We start from the raw sequence: 21,285 nt of genomic DNA on the forward strand, positions 1-21,285 counted from the left end.
TAGGGCAATCTGCGACGTAGCGTGTCGCATCCGCGCCCTCATTCCCGCTGACGCCAAAGCCGCCCTTGAAGCCTATGGACGCGAGAAGGTGCGGGAGGGGATGAAGATGGCGGCGAATATTGCTCGGACTGCATATGAGCGAAACAAACGATGCCCTGATGGATGTGCCTGTGATGATGGGTTTCATGTAGAACAGCGCATCCTCGCCGCCATGGAGAAGGAGGCCGGGGAATGACCCAGAACGAAAACTATGAGTTTGGCGAGACGGAGCAGGTCGAGGTTAGACTGGATGATAGTGGGAACCCATCGTTCTTTTTCAGTTCGCGTGACGGATGGGTAGATCTTGGCCCTGAAATCCGAATGGCCGCTGACAACTACGCCATTGGCACACGAATTGAACTTCGGGAGCCTTTGAAATGACCCATCACGACAAAGCGCGGGAACTGGTGGAGCAGTTGCGGCAGTGGGATGGCTGTTGGCCTGCCCCAGGCCTTGAGCGCGACGTAGAGGCCGTCGCCGACCTCATCACCGCGCTGGCCGAGGAAAACCGGAGGCTGCGCGGGGTGCTGGAAAAGATTGCCTCTACTGGCCGCTGTGAGTTCGCGGAAGTCCGCGCCGTGCTGCGCAGCACGGAGGCCAGCCATGACTGATTCTGTAAAGCGCGCATGTGAACAGTGGATTTCGGCTGGTTATGGAGAAGATTGTTTCTGGGAAGATTGGCCTGAATGCCCCTGCGAGGATTCATTGACACCCAATCAGGTTATGGCAGCGGTCGCTAAACTAGAGTCTGAGAACCAGCGGCTGCGGGAGGCGATCCGTCACGCTGACGACATTCTGGAAGGTTGCGGATTTGCCATTGAGCTCGGCGCTCGCCGTGTTCTGCGCATCGCCCTGTCCAGCACGGGGGAGAAGGGGTGATGGCATGGAAGAGCGAGTTTCTGCCGTGTCCGCTGTGTGGGCAGCCAGTTTTCGTCAATTGCGACGACTACAGTCCCGCGTCCAGTGGACGGTTCTATACCGAGTGCCAAACCGTGGACTGCATCATGCCAAACTGTGAGCATGATAGCTATGAGGCGCTGCGAGATGGGTGGAACCGCCGCACCGGACAGGGAGGCGGGGATGAGTGAGGGAGAGCAATTCCCTACAGCCATGAGATGGGTGGAAACCTACTCTGCTGCGGGGACCGCTAAGCTTCTGTGCCCGCTCTGCCGGGGGCAAGGTTGGCTGCATTTTAGCTGTGGAACGCCGTGGCGGTGCAAGTGCAATCACTCATCGTCGCTGACACCGCCGGCATATCGCACCGCACAGAGGGAGGCGTAGATGGGGAGGCCGGACACCACGCTCAAGCGTATGCTGATCGCCAGCAAGGAAGCCGGCTATATCGTGGCCGGCGCCAAGGCCGAGGGCGACAAGATCGAACTGATATTCGAGACGCCGAAGGATGCCCTGCCCGCTGACCTGATCAATTGGAGCCGCAAGAAGTGAAGCGGTCTTTGCCGGCATATGTCTATGCAAAGGGGAAGCGGGGCTATCTCTACTTCTGCCGTTGGGGCAAGACCCAGCGGATGTATGCCGAGCCGGGAACGGCCGAGTTTGCGGCGGAATATGCCCTGCTGATGCGCGGCCGGCCACCTGCCCCGAAGCGCACGATCAAGGGCCTGATCCAGAAATACATGGAATCCGAACGCTGGCCCGCGCTCGCTCAGAACACCAAGAAATCCTATCGTCGGCATTTCGGCTATCTGGAAGAGGTTGCGGGTCACATCGATCCAGCCACGCTGCGCACCGCCCATATCTACGAGATGCGGGATGCCCTCCGCGAGACGCCGACCGATGCCAACCGCAAGATCGGCGCCCTATCCACGCTGCTGGCGCATGGCGTCCGAATCGGCTGGCTGGACCGGAACCCAGCCGAGGGGGTCGAAAAGCTCAAGGGCCTGCGCCCACCGCGCGAGCCGTGGCCAGAGGCCAAGATTGAGGCGTTCAGAGGGGAGGCCGCGCCCCTGCCCTTGCTCATCTTCGAGATGCTGCTGGGGACAGGACAGCGAATCGGGGATGTGCTGAAAATGCGCTGGGATGATATTGAGGACGGCGGGATCTGGGTTCGGCAGCAGAAGACCGGAGCCGGCATCTTCGTGCCGTTCACCGATGGGCTGGCCGCTATCCTCGAACAGACGCCACGACAGGGCGATACAATCATAGCGCAGCCGAACGGTCGGCCGTGCAGCTACTCGTTCGCCCACAAGCTGGTGACGGAGGTGCGGGTCAAGATCGACGCCATGGCTTGGGACATACATGCTCTGCGCCATTCCGCCGCCGCTGAAATTGCCAGCCTGCCGGGCATGAGCATCGAGCATGTGATGGCAATCACGGGCCATTCGAGCGAGCAAATGGCGCGCCACTACAGCCGGAAAGCCGACATGCGCGCGAAGGCCAGAGAGGCGCAGAACGCACGGCGAACGAAGCACGAAACAGGAAATGCAGGCTGAAACGGCATATTCGGACTATGAAAAATCAACATGTTACGGTAAAATAAAAGTGGTTCAGGAACATCTCCTTGGTCAGCGTCGTGCCCTTGCGCAGGCTCAGCAGTTCCAGGATCTGATATTCCTTGCCGGTCAGGTTGACCGCGCGCCCGCCCACCTCGACCGAGCGCGCGTCCAGGTTCACCACCATCTCGCCGGTGCGGATCACCGACTGGCTGTGGCCCTTGGAGCGGCGGATGATGGCCTGGATGCGGGCGACCAACTCGTCGCGGTTGAAGGGCTTGGTCATGTAGTCGTCGGCGCCGAAGCCGAAGCCGCGCAGCTTGCTTTCGGTGTCGTCCGAGTCGGTCAGGATCAGGATCGGCGTGTCGATGCGCGACATGCGGATCTGGCGCAGCACCTCCATCCCGTGCATGTCCGGCAGGTCCAGGTCCAGCAGGATCAGGTCGTAATCGTAGAGCTTGGCAAGGTCGATGCCCTCCTCGCCCATGCCGGTGCGATAAACGTTATAACTCGCGTTCATCAGCATCAGCTCGATGCTGCGCGCCGTGGTCGGATCATCCTCGACCAGAAGGATTCGCATGTCATTTCCCCTTGCTAACCAGGCTACTGGCAAAACCTCCCAGCAAAAGGTTAATATCACGTTACCGGTTTATTTATCAAATTTGTCTCAACTTATGGTTGCCGAAATTTTTGCATATGCGTGATTTTCAACGCATTGCGACCGTGCTGGCGAAAGGCGCTGGCCCAGGCGTCGAACTCTTCCTCGGTCAGGCCATAGCGGCGAATCGCCTCGTCCCGCGTCAGAAGACCGTAATGCACCGCATCGACCACCGCCGCCTTGCGGCTGGCCACCCAGCGGGTCTGCGGCTGGGGCAGATCGGCCTGGGTCAGGATGCTGCCATCGGGCAGGATCGCGGTGCGCAGACCGGGCGTTTTCTTCAAAAACATCGGCAAGTCCCTGTTCTCTCTGCCTCCTTGTCGCGCAAACTTCTTAAGCCCCGGTGAAGCGGCTCAGGGTTTTTCCGGCCCCGGCCCTTGAGAATTGCCGGTTTTTGCCTATAAATGTCATGAACTGCGGGCCAGAGCAGCGCGCCCGCGCAAAGGACGATCCATGACAGCGCCAAGCCCCTCTCTGCGCCATGCCGCGCCAGATTCGACCATGAATTCGCTGGGCTTTGCCAAGCCGCCGGCGCAGACGCGCGTGGTCGTGGCCATGTCGGGGGGGGTCGACAGCTCGGTGGTGGCCGCCATGCTGGCCGCGCAGGGCTACGACGTGATCGGCGTGACCCTGCAGCTTTACGACCACGGCGCGGCGCTGGCGAAAAAGGGCGCCTGCTGCGCCGGGCAGGACATCCACGACGCCCGCCGCGTAGCCGAGCGCATCGGTTTCCCGCATTACGTGCTGGATTACGAGAACAGGTTTCGCGAATCGGTGATCGAGGAATTCGCCGACGCCTATCTGGCCGGCGCCACCCCGGTGCCCTGCATCCGCTGCAACGAGCGGGTGAAGTTCCGCGACCTGCTGGAGACCGCGCGCGAGCTTGACGCCGATTGCATGGCGACGGGACATTACATCCGCCGCTTCGACGGCGCGAAGGGCGCCGAGCTGCACATGGCGGCCGATCCGAACCGCGACCAGAGCTATTTCCTGTTCTCGACCACGCAGGAGCAGCTGGATTTCCTGCGCTTCCCGCTGGGGGGGCTGGCCAGCAAGGCCGAAACGCGGGCGCTGGCGGCGCAATACGGGCTTGCGGTTGCCGACAAGCCCGACAGCCAGGACATCTGCTTCGTGCCGAATGGCGATTACGCCAGCGTGATCGAGAAGCTGCGTCCCGGCGCCGCCGATCCCGGCGAAATCGTGGATATGGACGGCCAGGTGCTGGGCACGCATCGCGGCGTGATCCACTATACCATCGGCCAGCGCCGCGGCCTGGGCATCGGCGGCCTGGGCGATCCGCTTTACGTGGTGCGGCTGGAGCCCGAAACGCGGCGCGTCGTCGTCGGCCCCAAACAGGCGCTGGCGACCCGGATCGTGCCCGTGACCGAGGTGAACTGGCTGGGCGACGAACCGCTTGCCGGCGAAATCCCGATCACCGCCCGCATCCGCTCGACCCGGCCGCCGCGCCCGGCCATCCTGCGCGCGACCGGCGATGGGCGTGCCGAGGTGGAACTGCTGGCCCCGGAGGAAGGCGTCAGCCCCGGCCAGGCCTGCGTTTTCTATGCCACCGAGGGCAGCCGCGTGCTGGGCGGCGGCTGGATCGCACACCGCCGCGGCGGCTGAGTTCAGGCCGCCGCAGCCAGCAGGCGGATGCGCTCGACCATGGCGCGCAACCCATTGGATCGCTGCGCCGAAAGATGCTCCTCCAGCCCCAGCCGGCCAAGTTCGGCGCTGGCATTGATCGCCGCCACCTCTTGCACCGGCACGCCGGAATAAAGCGCATGCAGGATGGCGATCAGCCCGCGCACGATCAGCGCATCGCTGTCGCCCTGGAAGTCGAAGCGCCCGTCCTCGATCCGGGGCATGATCCAGACCTGGCTGGCGCAGCCCTCGACCTTGGTGGCGGGCACCTGCAACGAGGGGTCCATCGGCGCCATCGCCTTGCCCAGTTCGATGACATGGCGATAACGCTCTTCCCAATCCTCCAGGAAATCGAAGGTCTCGGCGATTTCTTCAAAGGCGGGCGTGGCCATCGGGGCATCCTCTTGCATCGGGCGGCACTGGCATAGCGCGATGGGCCCGCAAGGTCAAAGAGGCTTTCGCGCCCGCCCGACTTGGCCTATCACTGCGGCAAAGACTTGGGACAAACGGGGGCAGCCTTCATGCGGTCGGGAACCTTGGGCATTCTTGCCTGTGCGATGCTGGTGCTGGGCGGTTGCGGCCGCATGGGGGACAGCAGCCTCAACCCGTTCCGCTGGTTCGGCGGCGGCGCGGCGCCCCAGCAGTCGCTGGAACCCGAGGGCGGCTATCCGACCACGGTGCAGGACGGGCGCCTGCCGCTGGCCCAGGTCACCAGCGCGAAATGGGAACCGCTCTACGAAGGGCGGATGCTGGTCGTGACTGGGCTTGCCGCCAGCAAGGGCTGGTGGAACGTGGCGCTGATCACCGAGGTGCCCATGCCGAGGGGACGCATCCGCCCCGATCAGGACGGCGTGCTGCGCCTGCGGCTGGTCGGCCAGCCGCCCCTGCCCGACAGCTTCGCCGCCGCCAATCCGCCGCAGCCCGCCAGCGACACGGTGACGGTGGCGCTGACGCTTCCCAACGCCGCCCTGGCGGACCTGCGCGAGGTGGTGATCACCGGCGCCGGCAACGCGATCACGCTGCGCCGCTGACGCCGGGCACAAGCCCGGTTCGGCCGCGCGCAGGGCTGCAGGCAAACCGCGGCCGGCGCGGTGGCACCTTGGGTATTTGGGAAACGGTGAAGATCATGGCGTCGCCCCTGTCTTCTTCGTTCCTCAAATACCCATGGCGACCTTGCCGCATCGCCCCATCCGCCATCCGATCACCGCGCCGACGTGCCGGGAATGCACAGTCTTGGGCTGAACGCAGGCAGGGTGGCCGCCGCGGCAGGAAAAGCCCGCATGAGACCATGCGGGCCGCTCTCGAAATGCCGGTGGCCGCGGGCCGGTCAGGCCATCTTGCGCAGATAGGTCCAGGTCGGCACGCGGGCATCGCGCGCCACGGACCAGCTCTCCGCATCGCCGAGATATTCGAAGCCGCAATTGGTCAGCACCCGCGCCGAGCCGGGATTGTCCTGGAACGCCTCGGCAAACAGGGTGCGCGAGCCGTGCGGATTGGCCTCGACCAGGGCCGAGACCGCCTCGGTCGCGAAACCGGTGTTCCAGAACCCTGCGCCGATCCAGAAGCCCAGTTCGGACTGCTCCTTGTCGATCCGGGTCAGCGAGACCACGCCCAGAACCTCGGCCAGCTTGTTGGCCGAGCCGTCGATGGCCCAGACATCCTCGTCCCGGTCGGCCGCCATGGCGCGGCGGACATAGGCCTCGGACGCGCCGGGCGGCAAGGGGTGCGGGATCGAACGGGTTCCCTCGGCCACGCGTCGGTCGGCGGTGTAATGCGCGATGAGCCCGGCATCCGATGCCCGAAGCGGGCGCAGGACGAAGCGCTCGGTCACGATCTCGATCTGCCGTGCGTCCGAGGAAATCAATTCGTTCATGTCACTCTTCTCCCCCAATTACTCGCAATCATATGGGTACGGCCCCGGAAAACGCGAAGGGGACCGGCCTTGCCGATCCCCCAATTTGACGTCCGGGCGTTGAAATCGGCTTACTCGGCGGCCTCGAGATTGGCGGGAAGCACGGAAATATAGGTGCGGCCCTTCAGACCCTTCTTGAAGGTTACATGGCCGTCGGCCAGCGCGAACAGGGTATGGTCGCGGCCCATGCCGACGTTCTGGCCCGGCCACCAGGTGGTGCCGCGCTGACGCACGATGATGTTGCCGGCAACGGCCTGCTGGCCGCCGAAGAGTTTCACGCCGAGACGACGACCGGCCGAATCGCGGCCGTTGCGGGACGAACCGCCTGCTTTCTTATGTGCCATGGCTCAGTCTCCTTCTGCCTCAGTTGGCGTCTTCGGCCGAGGCTTCGGCTTCCGACTTCTTGGCTTTCGCCGGCTTGGCGGCCGGTGCGAGTTTGGTGCGCGCGCCGACGGCGGCTTTCACATCGGTCTTGTCGCCGCCCTTTTCAAGCAGCTCGGTGATGCGAACCAGCGTCAGCTGCTGGCGGTGGCCGCGGGTGCGCTGCGACGAATGCTTGCGGCGGCGCTTGACATAGGTGATGACCTTGTCGGCCTTGATGGTGTCGATCACCTCAGCCTGCACGGCGGCGCCGGCAACCAGCGGCGCGCCGACGGTGGCACCGATCATCAGCACCTCGTTGAACTGGACCTTGTCGCCGGCCTCGGCGTTCAGTTTTTCGACGCGCAGCACGTCACCGGCCTGAACCCGGTATTGCTTGCCGCCCGTCTTGAGAACTGCGAACATTCCGTCTTTCCTTGCTCTGCCGCGTCCTTCGGCCCCTGGCTTGCAGGTGTTGCCGGGGCCAGGCCCCGCCTTCGGACAGCGCACCCATTGTCTCGGGTGAGGTTCAAAATAGGATGCCGGCAACGGACATGCGCCCGGCCGGTCGCGGGTATATCGCGGATTCGGCCGGGCAAGTCAACCGAAATGGCGGCTCAGCGCCACAGATCGCGCGCCGCCTCGACCGTGATTCTCCGGGCTTCGCGAAGCTCTGTCAGGCTGCCCGACAAAAGCGGCGCCGGGCGCGGATCCGTGCCCAGATAGGCGCCGCGGGCGCGGTTGTGGGGATGGCGCGGCGCCTCGGCGATGGACAGCACCGGAGAGGCGCAGGCATCCGTCCCCTCCAGCTCGGCCGCCCAGTCGTCGCGGCTGCGTGTGGCGATCCGCGCCGCCAGGATCGCGCGCAGCGCGGTCCAGTTCGCCGGATCGGCACGGTCGGGCAGATCGGATTCGGAAAGCCCCAGCCGCCGGACCAGTTCGGCCCAGAACTGCGGCTCGATGGCGGCGACGGCCAGGAAACCGCCGCAGGCGCAGGGATAGCAGCTGTAATAGGGCGCGCCGCCGTCCAGCAGGTTCGCCTGGCGCTCATCGCGCCACAGCCCGTTCGCGCGCAGCCCCGAGATCATCGCCATCAGATGCGCCACCCCGTCGGTGATGGCGGCATCGACCACTTGGCCCCGGCCGGTCTCGCGCGCCCGCAGGATCGCCGCCAGCATGCCGGCGACCAGATACATCGAGCCGGCGGCGAAATCGCCGACCAGGTTCAGCGGCGGCACCGGATGATTCGCGGGGCCGATGGCGGAAAGCGCGCCGGTGATCGCCAGATAGGTCAGGTCGTGGCCGGCCGAATGTGCCAGCGGGCCGGTCTGGCCCCAGCCGGTCATGCGGCCATAGACCAGCCGCGGGTTTTCCGGGAAATCCCCGGGGCCCAGGCCCAGCCGCTCCATCACGCCGGGGCGCATGCCCTCGATCACCGCATCGCCGCGCAGGATCAGGTCGCGCGCGATGTCGCGGCCCTCGGGCGATTTCAGGTCAAGCTCCAGCCAGTCGCGGCCGCGGTCCAGCACGTCGCGCTTCATCGGGAAGATCTGCGGTGCGCCGGGCCGGGCGATGCGGACCACCTGCGCGCCGTGGTCGGCCAGCCACATCGCGGCGAAGGGCGTCGGGCCGATGCCGGCGATCTCGACGATGCGCAGGCCGCAGAGCGCGCCGCTCATGGCTGGCCTTTGGGGAAATGGTGGGCGGTGAGGGACTCGAACCCCCGACATTCTCGGTGTAAACGAGACGCTCTACCAACTGAGCTAACCGCCCCCGTGCCGGCTGATAGCGCGATCCCGGCGCCCTTGGCAAGCACGGGCGTCACCGGCGCAGCCGCGCAATCAGCGACGAGGTGTCCCAGCGCCCGCCGCCCATGGCCTGCACCTCCTTGTAGAACTGGTCGACCAGCGCCGTCACCGGCAGGCTCGCCCCGGTCTCGTCGGCGGTGGCCAGGCAGATGCCCAGATCCTTGCGCATCCAGTCCACCGCGAAACCGAAGTCGAAGCGGTTCTCGGCCATGGTCTGATGGCGGTTCGCCATCTGCCAGCTGCCGGCGGCGCCCTGGCTGATGACCTCGACCACCTCGGCGATCGACAGCCCGGCCTTCTCGGCGAAATGCAGCGATTCCGACAGGCCCTGCACCAGCCCGGCGATGGCGATCTGGTTGCACATCTTGGCCAGCTGCCCCGCACCCGAGGGGCCCATGAGCTTGCAGATCTTGGCATAGGCGGCGATCACCGGCTCGGCCTGGGCGTAATCGGCGGGGGTGCCGCCGCACATCACCGAAAGCTGGCCGTTCTCGGCTCCCGCCTGCCCGCCCGAGACCGGCGCATCGACGAAGCCCAGCCCGGCCTCGGTGGCGACGGCGGAAAGCTCGCGCGTGACCGCGGCCGAGACCGTGGTGTGATCGACGAAGACCGCGCCCTTCCCCATGCCGGCAAAGGCGCCGGCCTCGCCCAGGCAGACCTGGCGCAGGTCGTCGTCATTGCCGACGCAGGCCATGACGAATTCGGCGCCCTCGGCCGCCTCGCGCGCGGTGACGGCCACGCGGCCCCTGTGGGCTGCGGCCCAGGTCTCGGCCTTGGCGGGGCTGCGGTTCCAGACCGTCACCTCATGCCCCGCGGCGGCCAGGTGGCCTGCCATGGGAAAGCCCATCACCCCAAGTCCCAGAAATGCCACGCGCGCCATCGGTTTCTTCCTTTCCCGTCGAAAAGGCGCGTTGATCCGGCCCGCGCCCTGCCCTATTCACCCCATGAATTTCATCACCCGGCGCGGGGGTCAACCTCTCGTGCCCAAGCTCGGGACCGTGCCTTTTCATGGTGACACTTTTCCGCTGGCTTGTGCGCCTGACGGTCGGGCTGATCCTGCTGACCATCGCGCTGGTGGCGCTGGCCTGGTATTTCGCCATCCGCTCGCTGCCCGATTACGACGGCACCTATACGGTCGAGGGCATCTCGGCCCCGGTCGAGATCGTGCGCACGACCGAGGACGTGCCGCATATCTTCGGCCAAAGCGACCGCGACATGTTCTTCGCGCTCGGCCTTGCCCATGCCCAGGACCGGCTGTTCCAGATGACCGTGCTGCGCCGGGCGGCGCAGGGCCGGCTGGCCGAGATCTATGGCATGGGCGCGCTGCCCGCCGACGACCTGGCGCGGCGGCTGGGGCTTTACCGCAACGCCCGCGCCTCGCTGCAGGCCCAGGATCCCGAGGTGCTGGAGGCGCTGGAGGCCTATGCCGAAGGGGTCAATGCCTGGATCGAGCAGGTCAACCTGGGCGCGCGGGGGCGCGGGGCGCCGGAGCTCTTCCTGTATCCCGACGACATCGCCTATTGGGAGCCGGCGGATTCGCTGGCGATCCTGAAGCTGCTGGCGGCATCCTCGACCGTGCAGATGCGCCGCGAGGTGCTGCGGGCCCGGCTGTCGCTGGCCGCGCCCGAACGCGGGCAGGATCTGGTCGCCATGCCCGGCGAGCCACCGCTGCCCGGCTATGCCTCGCTTTTCCCAGGCGCGCGCTTCGCCGCGCCGGACCGCGGCGCCGGACCGCGGGACTGGACGGCGACGCTGGCCGGCTACCTGGCACCGGCAGCGGGAGCCTCGGCCAACGGCTTTGCCGCCGCGGCGGGGCGCACGGCGGCGGGGGGCGCGCTTCTGGCCAACGATCCGCAATTCGCCCTGACCGCGCCGGGCCTGTGGTACCTGGCACGGATCGAGCTTCAATCGGGCGGGGTGATCGGCGGCACCATTCCCGGCATTCCCGCGATCCTCTCGGGGCGCAATCCCGGCCTGGCCTGGGGCATCACCCCGGCCTGGGTCGACGACCAGGATCTGTATATCGAAGAGGTCCAGCCCGGCGATCCCAACCGCTATCGCGGCGCGAACGGCTGGACCGAGTTCACCACCCGGCGCGAGACGCTGCGCATCCGCGGCGCTGATCCGCAGACCATCACCCTGCGCGAGACCGAGAACGGCCCGGTCATCCCCGCCGCGCATCTGGACCTTGCCACCATCCTGCCCGCCGGCCATGTCGCGGCGCTGTCCTGGACCGGCGGCCATGGCGAGGACCGCAGCATGTCGGCGCTGATCGGCCTGATGCGGGCGCAGGACCGCCGGGCGGCGGCCCAGGCGCTGCGCGGGATGGTCGCCCCGGCCCTGACCGTGACGCTGGCCGATGCGCAGGGCGTGGGTCAGGTTCTGGCCGGCGCCCTGCCGCATCGTCCGGCCGGGCACCAGACGGCGGGCCGCATGCCGACGCCGGGCTGGGTCGTGCAGAACCGCTGGCAGGGGATCGGCCCCGCGCCCGCCGAACGGGCCGAGCTGAGCCCCGAAAGCGGCATCGTCGCCGCGACCGGGGCGGCCGAGACGGGCTGGGCCGGGCTTGGCCACGACCGGGCCGACGGCTACCGGCTGGGCCGGCTGCGCCACCTGATCGAATCGCGCGAGGTGCATTCGCGAGACAGCTTCATCGCCGCACAGACCGACATCGTCAGCCCGGTGGCCCGCGGCCTGCTGCCGTTGGTCGGGGCCGAACTATGGTTCACCGGCGAACCCGCAGCCCAGGGCACGCCCGAGCGGCTGCGCCAGGACGCGCTGGCGCTTCTGGCCAATTGGGACGGCGCGATGAGCGAGCATCTGCCCGAGCCGCTGATCTATGCCGCCTGGATGCGGGCCTTGCAGGACCGGCTGGTGCGCGACGACCTCGGCCCGCTGGCGCAGGATCTGACCGAGCTTTTCCCGGTTTTCATCGACCGGGTATTCCGCGACACGGGCGGCGCCTCGGAATGGTGCGACATCCGCCAGTCCGCCCCGGTCGAGACCTGCACCCAGATCGCCCGGCAGGCGCTGGACGCGGCGCTGCTGGAGCTGGTGGCGCGCTTTGGCCCCGACCTTGCCAGCTGGCGCTGGGGCGACCTGCACCGCGCCCGCCATGTCCACCCGGCGCTGGGGGACATGCGCGGCATCTCCTACATCGTGAACCTGATCCAGCCGACTTCGGGCGGCAGTTCCACCATCGCCCAGGCCGGGTTCCTCGGCCATGGCCGCAATCCCTGGCTCAACGTGACCGGGGCCGCCTATCGCGGGGTCTACGACCTGGCCGATCCCGACAGTTCGGTGTTCATCATCTCGACCGGGCAGTCGGGCCATCCCTTCTCGCGCCATTACGACGACATGGCCGAGCTGTGGCGGCGCGGCGAATATGTGGTCATGTCGCTGGACCCGGCCCTGGCGCGGGCGGCGGCGGCGGGCATCACCCACCTGCGGCCTGCCGGCAACTAGAGGGCTTGCATCCCGCGCCCGGCCGGGCTTCCCTGCCATCCCGCAACGCAGCGAAGGACAGCCCATGGCGCGCAAGATCATCATCGACACCGATCCCGGCCAGGACGACGCCGTGGCGATCCTGCTGGCGCTCGCCAGCCCCGAAATCGAGGTGCTGGGGCTAAGCGTGGTCGCGGGCAACGTGCCCTTGCACCACACCCAGCGCAATGCCCGGATGATCTGCGAGCTGGCCGGCCGGCCCGACCTTCCGGTCCATGCCGGCTGCGACGCGCCCTTGCAGCGCAAGCTGATCACGGCCGAGCATGTGCATGGCAAGACCGGGCTCGACGGCGTCACCCTGCCCGAGCCGGCCATGCCGCTCGCCCCCGGCCATGCCGTCGATTTCCTGATCGAGACGCTGCGCCGCGAAAAACCGGGCAGCGTGACGCTGGTGCCCATCGGCCCGCTGACCAATATCGCCACCGCCTTCCGGCGCGCGCCCGACATCGTCCCGCGCGTGCAGGAGATCGTGCTGATGGGCGGCGCCTATTTCGAGGTCGGCAACATCACCCCCACGGCCGAGTTCAACATCCATGTCGATCCCGAGGCGGCGAAGATCGTCTTTGCCAGCGGCGCGCCGCTGACGGTGATGCCGCTGGACGTGACGCATCGCGCCCTGACCAGCCGCGCCTGGGTCGAGGGCATGCGCGCCATGGGCCGCATCGGCCAAGCCGTCGCCAGCTGGACCGATTTCTTCGAACGCTACGACCGCGAGAAATACGGCAGCCAGGGCGCGCCGCTGCACGATCCCTGCACCATCGCCTGGCTGCTGAAGCCCGAACTGTTCACCGGCCGCTACATCAATGTCGAGATCGAGACCCAGGGCGAATACACCCTGGGCATGACTGTCGCCGACTGGTGGCGGGTCAGCGGGCGGACGCCCAACGCCACCTTCATCCGCGATGTCGATGCCGATGCCTTTTTCGCGCTGCTGACGGAACGGATCGGCGATCTGGACCGCCGGTCGGGCTAGCCGCCGATCCCTCCCCCTGGGCCGAGGGGGCCTATTCCTGCGCCGGACCGGGCTGCGTCTCGCCGGGCTGGACCTCGGGCGCGGGGGATGCCCCTTCCTCCGGCGCAGGCGTCTCGACCGCCTCCTGTCCCGATGCGCCCTGCCGCGCAGCATTCCCCGCCTGCTCCGGCGCATCCGCCTGGGGCGGATCGGCCAGTGGGCCGGCACCGATCTCGCGGTCGATACGGTCGATCAGTTCCTCGGTGACATCAATGGATTGCGAGGCGACAAAGATCGCGCGCTGATCCAAGACCACCACCGCGCCCCTTTCGCGCATCAGCGCCGCCAGGACCGGCAGCACGGCGCGGAAGAAGGCCTGGCGCTCTTCCTCGGCCTCGGCCTGCAAGGCGCGGGGGGCGGCGTCGCGGGCGCGGCGCACCTCGACGACGCGCTTGTCGAACTCGTCCGCGCGCTTGCGGAACTCGTCGGGCGGCAGGGTCTGGCGCAGCGCCGTCAGCTCGCGCTCCTCGGCGGCAAACTGTTCGACCAGCCGCTCGTTTTCGGCCGCGATCTCGCTTCCGCGCCGCTCCAGGTCGGCCTGCACGCGCTGGCCCCAAAGCGAATGCAGATACAGCGCATCCTGATCCAGCGTCAGGACCGGCAGCACCGCCTGGCCGTTCGGGGGCGGCGTCTCGACCACGATGGGCGCCGCCTCGGGCGCCAGGGTCTCGGGCTGCTCGGAGGGCTCCGGCACGGGCTGGGCGGACGCCCCCCTGGGCGCGGCTAGCAGCGCGGCCAGGAGCAGCACCGCGATGCCGCGTCCCCAAGCCATCAGAAGCGGGTCGAGATCGTCAGGTCGAAGGACTGCTCTTCGTCATAGTCCTCTTTCTTCAGGGCCTTGGCGAAGTTGAAGCGCAGCGGCCCGATCGGCGTGGTCCAGAAGATCGAGGCGCCGACCGCGGCGCGGACCTTCATGCCGTCGTCGACCTCGACCCCGTTGGTGCCACTGGTCCGGTCCAGCCCCCAGACCGAGCCGGCATCGGCGAAAAGCCCGCCGGTGATGCCATATTCCTCGGGTAGGCCCAGCGGGAATTGCAGCTCGGTGCGCAGCGCCCAGTAATAATTGCCGCCAAGCGCATCCTCGTTCGGCGCCGCCAGGTCACGCGGGCCAAAGCCGTTCGGCTCGAAGCCGCGGATCTTGCCGTTGCCGGTAAAGCGGTTCAGGAAGCGGCTGTCCTGGTCGTCCAGCATGTGGACGGCGCCGGTCTCGAACTCGGCCAGCATGGTGACGTTCTCGCGCCAGGCGCGGCTTTCGACGCCGGCGTAAAGCGTGCTGGTGACGGATTTCACATCCCCGCCCAGCCCGGCGAAATCCTGGCTGAACCGCAGCCGATAGCTGGTCACCGGGTCCAGCCCGGCGATGCGGCTGTCATAGCTGTAGGTATAGCCGAGCGCCGAGGTGTAATAGCCGCCCTGTTCATCGAAAAGAATCTGCGACGAACCGACCAGTTCGCCATCCTCAATATGCGGCTCTTCCACATCGAACAGCGTGTCCTTGCTGAGCTTGTAGCGCAGCTCCAGCCGGCCGTTCTCCGACACCGGGAATTCCATCCCGGTCAGGAAGCCGACGGTGCGGGTGTTGTAATCCGAGTTCAGCCGGTCGGTGGTGTTATACCAGGCCTGCACCCGCGCCTTGAGATTGCGGCCCAGGAAATAGGGCTCGACGAAGGTCAGGCCCGAGCTTTGCGTGTCCGTGCCGGTCGAAAAGGCCAGGTCAACCTGCTGCCCGCGGCCCAGGAAGTTCTTTTCCGACAGCGAGATGTTGAAGCCCACCCCGGTCGAAACGCCATAGCTGACGCCGAAGTTCAGGCTGCCGGTCGGCTGCTCCTCGACGTTCACGTCGACGATCACCTGCTCGGGCGTGGAGCCCGGCCGGCTTTCCGCCTGCACATCCGAGAAATAGCCAAGCGCGCGCAACCGCTCGGCCGAGTTGCGGATCTCGCGCGGGTTGAAGGGGTCGCCCTCGACGGTGGCGAACTGGCGGCGGATCACCTCGTCCAGGGTGGTGGTGTTGCCCTCGATGTCGATGCGCTCGACGAAGACGCGCGGGCCGCGCGTCAGGGCAAAGGTCAGGTCCAGGGTCTGGCTGCGCTCGTTGCGGGTGACGCGCGGCTCGATATTGACGAAATCCAGCCCCTTGCGCAGCGCCAGCGCCTCCATCCGGCGGATGGTGGTGTCGATATCGGTCGGGTTGTAGACCGCGCCGCGCTTGACCCGGTTCTGGGCGGCGAATTCCGCCGCATCGACGCCGGGGATCTCGCTGACGGTGTTGATAGTGCCGAAGGTATAGCGCGGGCCTTCGTGGATCTGGAAGGTGATGTAGAAGGCGTCGCGTTCGCGCGCCAGTTCCGGCGCCACCGCCTGCACGCGGAAATCGGCATAGCCGCGCGAGCGGTAGAAATCGGTCAGAAGCTTTTCGTCCAGCGGCACCCGCTCGGGGGCGAAGGTGTCGCGGCGGATGAAGGTGCGCAGGATGCCGGCCTGCTTGGTTTGCAGCACGTTGCGCAGCCGGCGGTCGGAAAAGGCGCGGTTGCCGACGAAGCCGATACGCTCGATCTCGGTCAAGTCGCCCTCGCGGATCTCGAAGACCAGATCGACCTGGTTGCCGCCGCGGCGGATGATGCGCGGATCGACACGGGCGGCCAGGCGCCCCTGCGAGGCATAGACCTGGCTGATCGTGGCGGCATCGGCCTCGGCCTGGGCGGGGGAATAGACCCGGCGCGACTGCGACTTGACGATCTCGGCCAGGTTCTCGTCCTTGAGACGCCTGTTGCCCTCGAAGGCGACGGTGTTGATGGTGGGGTATTCCGCCACCCTGACCACCAGCGTCCCGCCCGAGGGCACCAGTTCGACCGTCTCGAACAGACCCGAGTTCTGCAGCCGCTGCATGGCGTCGTTCAGCGCCCCGGCCGAAACGTCCTGGCCGCGCGGCAGGTCCAGATAGGACAGGATCGTCGCAGGCTCGATGCGCTGGTTGCCCTCGATCCGCACATTGCTGAAGACATAGGCCGAGGCGGGGGTCGCCACCATCGCGACCGGCGCGGCCACCGCCAGCGCCGAAATCAGCGCCAGCGCGCCTTTGCCGAGTTTCCTGTCCGTCATCGCCGCCCCTCGCGAGTAATGCGTTTCCCGGCGGGTTGGCCCCGCCATATTTGCCCCGATGGATACCGCGAAGCGGGCCACACTGTCAAAAGCCTAGCGCCGTTCAGGGGCAGAAAAGATCGTTGGTGAGGCCCAGAACCATCAGCGACAGCACCGCCGCCAGCCCCAGCGCCGACAGGATGTCCATCACCCGGTCCGAGGGGCGCCGCCCTGCCACGGCCTCGTAGAGATAGAACATCAGGTGCCCGCCATCCAGCACCGGCACCGGCAGCAGGTTCAGAAAACCGATCGCCGCCGACAGCACCGCGATCCACCAGATGAAGTTGCCGCCCCCCGCCGAGGCCGCCTGCCCCGTGGTCTCGGCGATCGAGATCGCGCCGCCCAGGTTGCAGCTGCCGATCTGGCCGGTAATCATCGCCCAAAGCCCCGAGACGGACGAGGCGATGATGTCCCAGGTGCGCGCGGCGCCGATCCCCAGCGCCTCGGCAGCGCCGGCCGGCCGCGTCGCCGGCTCGAAATAGGTGCCGCCGCCGGTCACGCCGATCAGCCAGCGCCGCGTATAGCCGTCGTCGGTCGGCAGATCCTGTTCACGCGCGGACAGGGTATAGTCGGCTTCCCCCTCGCCCTCGCGCCAGACGCGCAGCAGGACCGGGCGGCCCTCGGCCTCGGCCACATGCGCGCGCAGTTCGTCGAAGCGCGAGACCGGCTCGCCGTCGATGGCCAGGATCACGTCGCCCGGCTTCAGCCCGGCCGCGGCCGCCGGGCTGCGCGGCGCGATGCCGATGACCAGGGGCGGCATGAGATCGGGGCCGGGCACGGTGATTTCGGCGCCCTCGCGCAGCACGGTCCAGTCATGGACGGGCCGCGCGGGCAGCTCGGCTGCCGCTGCGCCCAAATCGTGCCAGCTCGTGACCGGCCGGCCGTCCAGCGCCAGAACGCGGTCGCCGGGTTGCAGCTGCATCTCGACGCCGGGCGGCGTCGGGTGCAGCCGACCCACCCGGACCTCGTCCACCGGCAGGCCCTGCCAGATCGCCATCCCGGCGAAGACCAGGATCGACAGCGCGAAGTTGAACACCGGCCCCGCCGCCACGGTGGCGAAGCGCGCCCAGAGCGGCGCCTCGGTCAGGCTTTGGCGCGCACGGGCCGGCTCGACCCGCACCGAGCCGGCGCTGGCCGCATCGGCATCGCCCAGGAAACGGACATAGCCGCCCAGCGGGATCGCCGCCACCTGCCAGACCGTGCCGTGCCGGTCGCGGCGCGAGACCAGCCGGGGCCCGAAGCCCAGCGAAAACACCTCGGCCTTGATGCCGCAAAGCCGGCCGACGATGTAATGGCCATATTCATGCACGGTAACGATGACCGACAGCGCCACGACAAAGGCCGCCGCGGTCCACAGGAAACCACCCATCATGTCCAGAGCCAGGCTCATGCCGCCCCCTGCCATTGCGCCGCCGCCCGCCGGGCGAAACCGTCCCAATGCAGCACCTCGGCCAGCTCGCGCGGGCTTTGTCCGAAACCCGCCTCGCGCGCGGCCAGGGCCAGCGCATGCTCGACCGCCGGGGCCATGTCGGTAAAGCGGATGCGCCCGGCGATGAAATCGTCCAGCGCCTGTTCCTTGGCGGCGTTCAGCACCGCGCCGGCGGCGCCGCCGGCCTCGATCGCCTCGCGCGCCAGGCGCAGGGCGGGCCAGCGCGCCTCGTCCGGCTGGGCAAAGGTCAGGCTGCCAAGCGCCGCCAGGTCCAGCGCCGGCACCGGCAGCGGCGCGCGCGCCGGCCAGTTCAGCGCATAGCCGATGGCATGGCGCATGTCCGGCGCCCCCAGATGCGCGATCGAGCCGCCGTCGCGATGCGTGACCATGGCATGGATGATCGACTGCGGATGCACCAGCACCCGCAAACGCTCGGCGCCGATGCCAAAGAACTCATGCGCTTCAATGACTTCCAGCGCCTTGTTGAACATGCTGGCGCTGTCGATGGTGATGCGCTGGCCCATGTCCCAGTTCGGGTGCCGGCTGGCCTCGGCCACGGTGGCCTGCGCCAGCCGTTCCAGCGGCCAGTCGCGGAAGGCACCACCCGAGGCGGTGATGGTCACATGCTCGACGGTTTCAAGGTTTTCACCCTGAAGCGCCTGGAATATCGCGGAATGTTCGGAATCGACCGGCAGAATGCGGGCGCCGGTTTGCCGCGCACGCGCCATGACCAGAGGCCCGGCAGCGACCAGGGTTTCCTTGTTGGCAAGCGCCAGCGTGCCGCCGCGGGCCAGCACTTCCAGCCCCGGCGGCAGGCCGGCGGCGCCGACGATGGCGGAAAGCGTCCAGTCGGCCGGGCGCGCGGCGGCCTCGGCCACGGCCTGCGGCCCCGCCGCGGCCTCGATGCCGCTGCCCGACAGTGCGGCACGCAGGTCGGCCAGGCATTGCGGCCAGGCGGTGACGGCGATCTCGGCCCGCAGCGCGCGGGCCATCCGGGCCAGGCGCGCGACATTGGCGCCGCCGGTCAGGGCGATGGTGCGGAACCGCTCGGGCCCGCCGGCCCGCATCAACAGATCGAACGCGCTTTCACCGACCGACCCGGTCGCGCCCAGCACCGATATGCTGCGCATTCCTTCAGCCTCCGATCACGGGTAAAAGATTGCCGATCAACAACACAAGCGCCAGCAGCAGCGCCCCCGACATGGCGTCGAACCGGTCCATGGCGCCGCCATGGCCGGGGATAAGCTCGGAACTGTCCTTGACGCCCACCCGGCGCTTGAGCCAGCTTTCGGCGATGTCGCCGAACTGCCCGGCCAAGGCGACCAGCGGCCCCAACACCAGCACCGGCCAGGGCGCCTGCCCGGCCAGCAGCAGGACCAGCGCCAGCACCAGCGCGCCCGCCCAGCCGGCGATGGTGCCGCTCCAGGTCTTCTTGGGGCTGACGGCGGGCCAGAAGCGCGGACCGCCCAGCTTGCGGCCGATAAAATAACCCAGCACATCCGACAGCACCACGGTGCCGACGATCCAGGCCAGCGTCGGCAGGCCCATCACCTCGCGGATCACCACCAGCCCGTAGCCCGCGCCCAGGATGGCCAGGGTGAACAGCAGATAGGCCGGGCGCTCGTGTTCATGCGTGCCGTGCCAGCCAGCGATCATCGGCACCAGCGCCAGCGCCATAGGCCAGTCGCCGGGCAGCACCAGCATGGCCAGCATCACCAGCCCCGACAGGATGCCGATCAGCACGGGATGGCGCGGGCTGCGGAACTCGGGGTGGCGCCAGCCGGTCAGCCGCGCCAGTTCCCACATCATCACCCCGATCACGGCCGAGACGCCCAGCCGGATCCAGAGCCCCGAGGACAGCAGGAGCAACAGCCCCAGCACCGCCAGCACCACGCCCGACAGCAGGCGCGGCCAGAGATCGGCCCATTTGTCGCGCCCGCGCTGCAAGGCGTCGCGCAACCGGCCCGGCTGTGACCCGCCGCCGCTCATGCGCCGCCGAAGCGCCGTTCGCGCAACCCGTAACGGTCGAGGATCTCGGCCAGGTGCTCGGGCGTGAAATCCGGCCAGAGCGTCTGGGTGAACTCATATTCCGAATAGGCCGCCTGGAAGGGCAGGAAATTCGAGGTCCGGGTCTCGCCCGAGGTGCGGATCACCAGGTCGGGGTCGGGATGGCCGGCGGTGTCCAGGCAATCGGCCAGGTCGGCCTCGGTCGGCTCGGCCACCTCGCCCCGCGCGATGCGGGCGGCAAGCCGCGCCGCGGCGCGGGTCAGCTCGTCCCGGCCGCCGTAATTGATCGCCACGGTCAAGTTCAGCCGGGTATTGCCGGCGGTGCGCGCCTCGATCCCGGCCATCAGCCGCTGCAGCTTGGGCTCCAGCCGCTCGCGCCCGCCGATGAAGCGCATGCGCACGCCCTCGGCCGAAAGCCCGTCGGCCTCGCGCTCGATATAGCGGGCGAAGATGCCCATCAGGCCCAGCACCTCCTCGGTCGAGCGCTTCCAGTTCTCGGTCGAAAAGGCATAGACGGTCAGCCAGTTCACCCCCAGGTCGGGGCAGGCGCGCACGATCTGCTTGACGCGCTCGGCGCCGCGCCGATGCCCGACCAGCCGCGGCCAGCCCCGGTTCTTGGCCCAGCGGCCGTTGCCATCCATGATGATGGCGACATGCCGGGGCCGCTGGTCCCCTCCGCCGGATTTCGACAGGCTGGCTGCGGTTTCGGCCATCCGGGTCAGACCTGCATGATCTCGGCCTGCTTGGCCTCGAGCGCCTGGTCCACCGAGGCGATCATCTTGTCGGTCAGCTCCTGCACGGCGGTTTCCCAGAACTTCTGGTCGTCCTCGGACATGCCCGAGGACTTGGCCTTCTTGATCTGGTCCATGCCGTCGCGGCGCACGTTGCGGATGGCGACGCGGGCGTGCTCGGCATATTGCGCGGCGACGCGGGTCAGTTCGCGCCGGCGTTCCTCGTTCAGCTCGGGGATCGGCAGCATGATGATGGTGCCGTTGAGCTGCGGGTTGATGCCCAGGCCCGATTCGCGGATCGCCTTCTCGGCCTTGCCGACCAGCGCCTTGTCCCAGATGTTGATCGTGACCATGCGCGGCTCGGGCACGTTCACCGTGCCGATCTGGTTGATGGGCGTGGGCGAGCCATAGGCATCGACCATGATCGGCTCGACCATGCTGGCCGAGGCACGGCCGGTGCGCAGCGAGGCGAATTCATGGCGCAGGGATTCCATCGCGCCCTTCATGCGGCGTTCCAGGTCGTCGGTGTCGATCTCGATCTCGTCGGACATGCTCGGTCATGGCCTCTGTGCTGTGATTTTCGCCGCTTTTAG

The 21,285-nt window shown here is 67.7% G+C and carries 24 protein-coding genes, 1 tRNA gene and 1 pseudogene; 10 read left to right on the forward strand and 16 right to left on the reverse strand.

Going from position 1 to position 21,285, the window contains the following annotated elements; genetic code table 11:
* The 6 genes from ACDP63_RS18150 to ACDP63_RS18175 form a co-directional block, all read left to right on the forward strand.
* Nucleotides 1-235: hypothetical protein (locus tag ACDP63_RS18150; protein ID WP_409928384.1), on the forward strand; the 235-nt coding region annotated here is incomplete at its 5' end.
* Complete coding sequence (locus tag ACDP63_RS18155; RefSeq protein ID WP_409928385.1) at nt 232-420, forward strand: hypothetical protein; 189 nt, start codon at nt 232-234, stop codon at nt 418-420. The genes ACDP63_RS18150 and ACDP63_RS18155, both read left to right, overlap by 4 nt.
* Nucleotides 417-650 carry a hypothetical protein gene (locus ACDP63_RS18160; protein ID WP_409928386.1) on the forward strand — a complete coding sequence of 78 codons (234 nt, stop codon included), beginning with the start codon at nt 417-419 and terminating at the stop codon, nt 648-650. Before ACDP63_RS18155 ends, ACDP63_RS18160 begins: the two co-directional genes overlap by 4 nt.
* Nucleotides 643-918: a hypothetical protein gene (locus ACDP63_RS18165; RefSeq protein ID WP_409928387.1), complete on the forward strand. Its 276-nt coding sequence runs from the start codon at nt 643-645 to the stop codon at nt 916-918. Before ACDP63_RS18160 ends, ACDP63_RS18165 begins: the two co-directional genes overlap by 8 nt.
* A gap of 402 nt (nt 919-1,320) precedes the next feature.
* Nucleotides 1,321-1,485: a hypothetical protein gene (locus tag ACDP63_RS18170; RefSeq protein WP_276242074.1), complete on the forward strand. Its 165-nt coding sequence runs from the start codon at nt 1,321-1,323 to the stop codon at nt 1,483-1,485.
* 8 nt (nt 1,486-1,493) lie between these two features.
* A complete protein-coding gene (locus ACDP63_RS18175; protein WP_409928388.1) occupies nt 1,494-2,489 on the forward strand; it encodes a tyrosine-type recombinase/integrase in 996 nt (331 codons plus the stop codon).
* Nucleotides 2,490-2,532: 43 nt separating this feature from the next.
* Here the strand turns inward: ACDP63_RS18175 and ACDP63_RS18180 are convergent.
* A pseudogene (locus ACDP63_RS18180) lies at nt 2,533-3,069 on the reverse strand (response regulator); the annotation flags it as partial.
* Between the two features lie 92 nt (nt 3,070-3,161).
* A complete protein-coding gene (locus ACDP63_RS18185; protein WP_024844471.1) occupies nt 3,162-3,437 on the reverse strand; it encodes a DUF1153 domain-containing protein in 276 nt (91 codons plus the stop codon).
* Nucleotides 3,438-3,600: 163 nt separating this feature from the next.
* On the opposite strand from ACDP63_RS18185, the gene mnmA reads away from it, so the two are divergent.
* Nucleotides 3,601-4,770 carry a tRNA 2-thiouridine(34) synthase MnmA gene (gene mnmA, locus ACDP63_RS18190; RefSeq protein WP_024844470.1) on the forward strand — a complete coding sequence of 390 codons (1,170 nt, stop codon included), beginning with the start codon at nt 3,601-3,603 and terminating at the stop codon, nt 4,768-4,770.
* Nucleotides 4,771-4,772: 2 nt separating this feature from the next.
* On the opposite strand, the gene ACDP63_RS18195 is transcribed toward mnmA, so the two are convergent.
* A complete protein-coding gene (locus tag ACDP63_RS18195) occupies nt 4,773-5,180 on the reverse strand; it encodes a SufE family protein (RefSeq protein ID WP_024844469.1) in 408 nt (135 codons plus the stop codon).
* 129 nt (nt 5,181-5,309) lie between these two features.
* Between ACDP63_RS18195 and ACDP63_RS18200 the strand changes: the two genes are divergently transcribed.
* Nucleotides 5,310-5,819, forward strand: coding sequence for a hypothetical protein (locus ACDP63_RS18200; protein ID WP_036747517.1), 510 nt, complete (start codon nt 5,310-5,312; stop codon nt 5,817-5,819).
* 296 nt (nt 5,820-6,115) lie between these two features.
* Here the strand turns inward: ACDP63_RS18200 and ACDP63_RS18205 are convergent, their stop codons facing one another.
* The 6 genes from ACDP63_RS18205 to ACDP63_RS18230 all read right to left on the reverse strand — a co-directional run bounded on the left by ACDP63_RS18205 (nt 6,116) and on the right by ACDP63_RS18230 (nt 9,748).
* On the reverse strand, nt 6,116-6,661 hold the full coding sequence (locus ACDP63_RS18205; protein ID WP_024844467.1) for a GNAT family N-acetyltransferase: 546 nt from the start codon (nt 6,659-6,661) through the stop codon (nt 6,116-6,118).
* Between the two features lie 110 nt (nt 6,662-6,771).
* Nucleotides 6,772-7,044 carry a 50S ribosomal protein L27 gene (gene rpmA, locus ACDP63_RS18210; RefSeq protein ID WP_024844466.1) on the reverse strand — a complete coding sequence of 91 codons (273 nt, stop codon included), beginning with the start codon at nt 7,042-7,044 and terminating at the stop codon, nt 6,772-6,774.
* Nucleotides 7,045-7,063: 19 nt separating this feature from the next.
* Nucleotides 7,064-7,486 (reverse strand): 50S ribosomal protein L21, encoded by a 423-nt coding sequence (rplU, locus tag ACDP63_RS18215; RefSeq protein ID WP_024844465.1) that lies wholly within the window; start codon nt 7,484-7,486, stop codon nt 7,064-7,066.
* 191 nt (nt 7,487-7,677) lie between these two features.
* Nucleotides 7,678-8,739, reverse strand: coding sequence for a CaiB/BaiF CoA transferase family protein (locus ACDP63_RS18220; protein ID WP_024844464.1), 1,062 nt, complete (start codon nt 8,737-8,739; stop codon nt 7,678-7,680).
* Between the two features lie 18 nt (nt 8,740-8,757).
* Nucleotides 8,758-8,833, reverse strand: a tRNA-Val gene (locus tag ACDP63_RS18225).
* A 48-nt stretch (nt 8,834-8,881) separates the two neighbouring features.
* Nucleotides 8,882-9,748, reverse strand: a complete 867-nt coding sequence (locus ACDP63_RS18230) for an NAD(P)-dependent oxidoreductase (RefSeq protein ID WP_024844463.1) — start codon at nt 9,746-9,748, stop codon at nt 8,882-8,884.
* A 128-nt stretch (nt 9,749-9,876) separates the two neighbouring features.
* Here ACDP63_RS18230 and ACDP63_RS18235 point away from each other — a divergent pair, with 128 nt between their 5' ends.
* Together ACDP63_RS18235 and ACDP63_RS18240 are read left to right on the forward strand one after the other, a co-directional pair.
* Entirely contained in the window at nt 9,877-12,333 is a 2,457-nt protein-coding gene (locus ACDP63_RS18235) for a penicillin acylase family protein (RefSeq protein WP_024844462.1), read from the forward strand.
* 64 nt (nt 12,334-12,397) lie between these two features.
* On the forward strand, nt 12,398-13,345 hold the full coding sequence (locus tag ACDP63_RS18240) for a nucleoside hydrolase (protein ID WP_024844461.1): 948 nt from the start codon (nt 12,398-12,400) through the stop codon (nt 13,343-13,345).
* A 31-nt stretch (nt 13,346-13,376) separates the two neighbouring features.
* On the opposite strand, the gene ACDP63_RS18245 is transcribed toward ACDP63_RS18240, so the two are convergent.
* The 7 genes from ACDP63_RS18245 to frr all read right to left on the reverse strand — a co-directional run bounded on the left by ACDP63_RS18245 (nt 13,377) and on the right by frr (nt 21,243).
* Entirely contained in the window at nt 13,377-14,156 is a 780-nt protein-coding gene (locus tag ACDP63_RS18245; RefSeq protein ID WP_024844460.1) for an OmpH family outer membrane protein, read from the reverse strand.
* Nucleotides 14,156-16,486 carry an outer membrane protein assembly factor BamA gene (gene bamA / locus ACDP63_RS18250; protein WP_024844459.1) on the reverse strand — a complete coding sequence of 777 codons (2,331 nt, stop codon included), beginning with the start codon at nt 16,484-16,486 and terminating at the stop codon, nt 14,156-14,158. Before bamA ends, ACDP63_RS18245 begins: the two co-directional genes overlap by 1 nt.
* Nucleotides 16,487-16,589: 103 nt before the next feature.
* Entirely contained in the window at nt 16,590-17,915 is a 1,326-nt protein-coding gene (rseP, locus tag ACDP63_RS18255; protein ID WP_024844458.1) for an RIP metalloprotease RseP, read from the reverse strand.
* Nucleotides 17,912-19,084, reverse strand: a complete 1,173-nt coding sequence (gene dxr, locus ACDP63_RS18260) for a 1-deoxy-D-xylulose-5-phosphate reductoisomerase (RefSeq protein ID WP_024844457.1) — start codon at nt 19,082-19,084, stop codon at nt 17,912-17,914. Before dxr ends, rseP begins: the two co-directional genes overlap by 4 nt.
* 4 nt (nt 19,085-19,088) lie before the next feature.
* Nucleotides 19,089-19,943 (reverse strand): phosphatidate cytidylyltransferase, encoded by an 855-nt coding sequence (locus ACDP63_RS18265; protein ID WP_024844456.1) that lies wholly within the window; start codon nt 19,941-19,943, stop codon nt 19,089-19,091.
* The gene (gene uppS / locus ACDP63_RS18270) at nt 19,940-20,674 is read right to left on the reverse strand and encodes a polyprenyl diphosphate synthase (RefSeq protein ID WP_024844455.1); all 735 of its coding nucleotides are present in this window, start codon (nt 20,672-20,674) and stop codon (nt 19,940-19,942) included. Before uppS ends, ACDP63_RS18265 begins: the two co-directional genes overlap by 4 nt.
* Nucleotides 20,675-20,679: 5 nt before the next feature.
* On the reverse strand, nt 20,680-21,243 hold the full coding sequence (frr, locus tag ACDP63_RS18275; RefSeq protein WP_024844454.1) for a ribosome recycling factor: 564 nt from the start codon (nt 21,241-21,243) through the stop codon (nt 20,680-20,682).
* Nucleotides 21,244-21,285 lie beyond the last annotated feature (42 nt).

The organism is Paracoccus sp. P2, from assembly GCF_046335115.1.
Lineage (GTDB): Bacteria > Pseudomonadota > Alphaproteobacteria > Rhodobacterales > Rhodobacteraceae > Paracoccus > Paracoccus pantotrophus.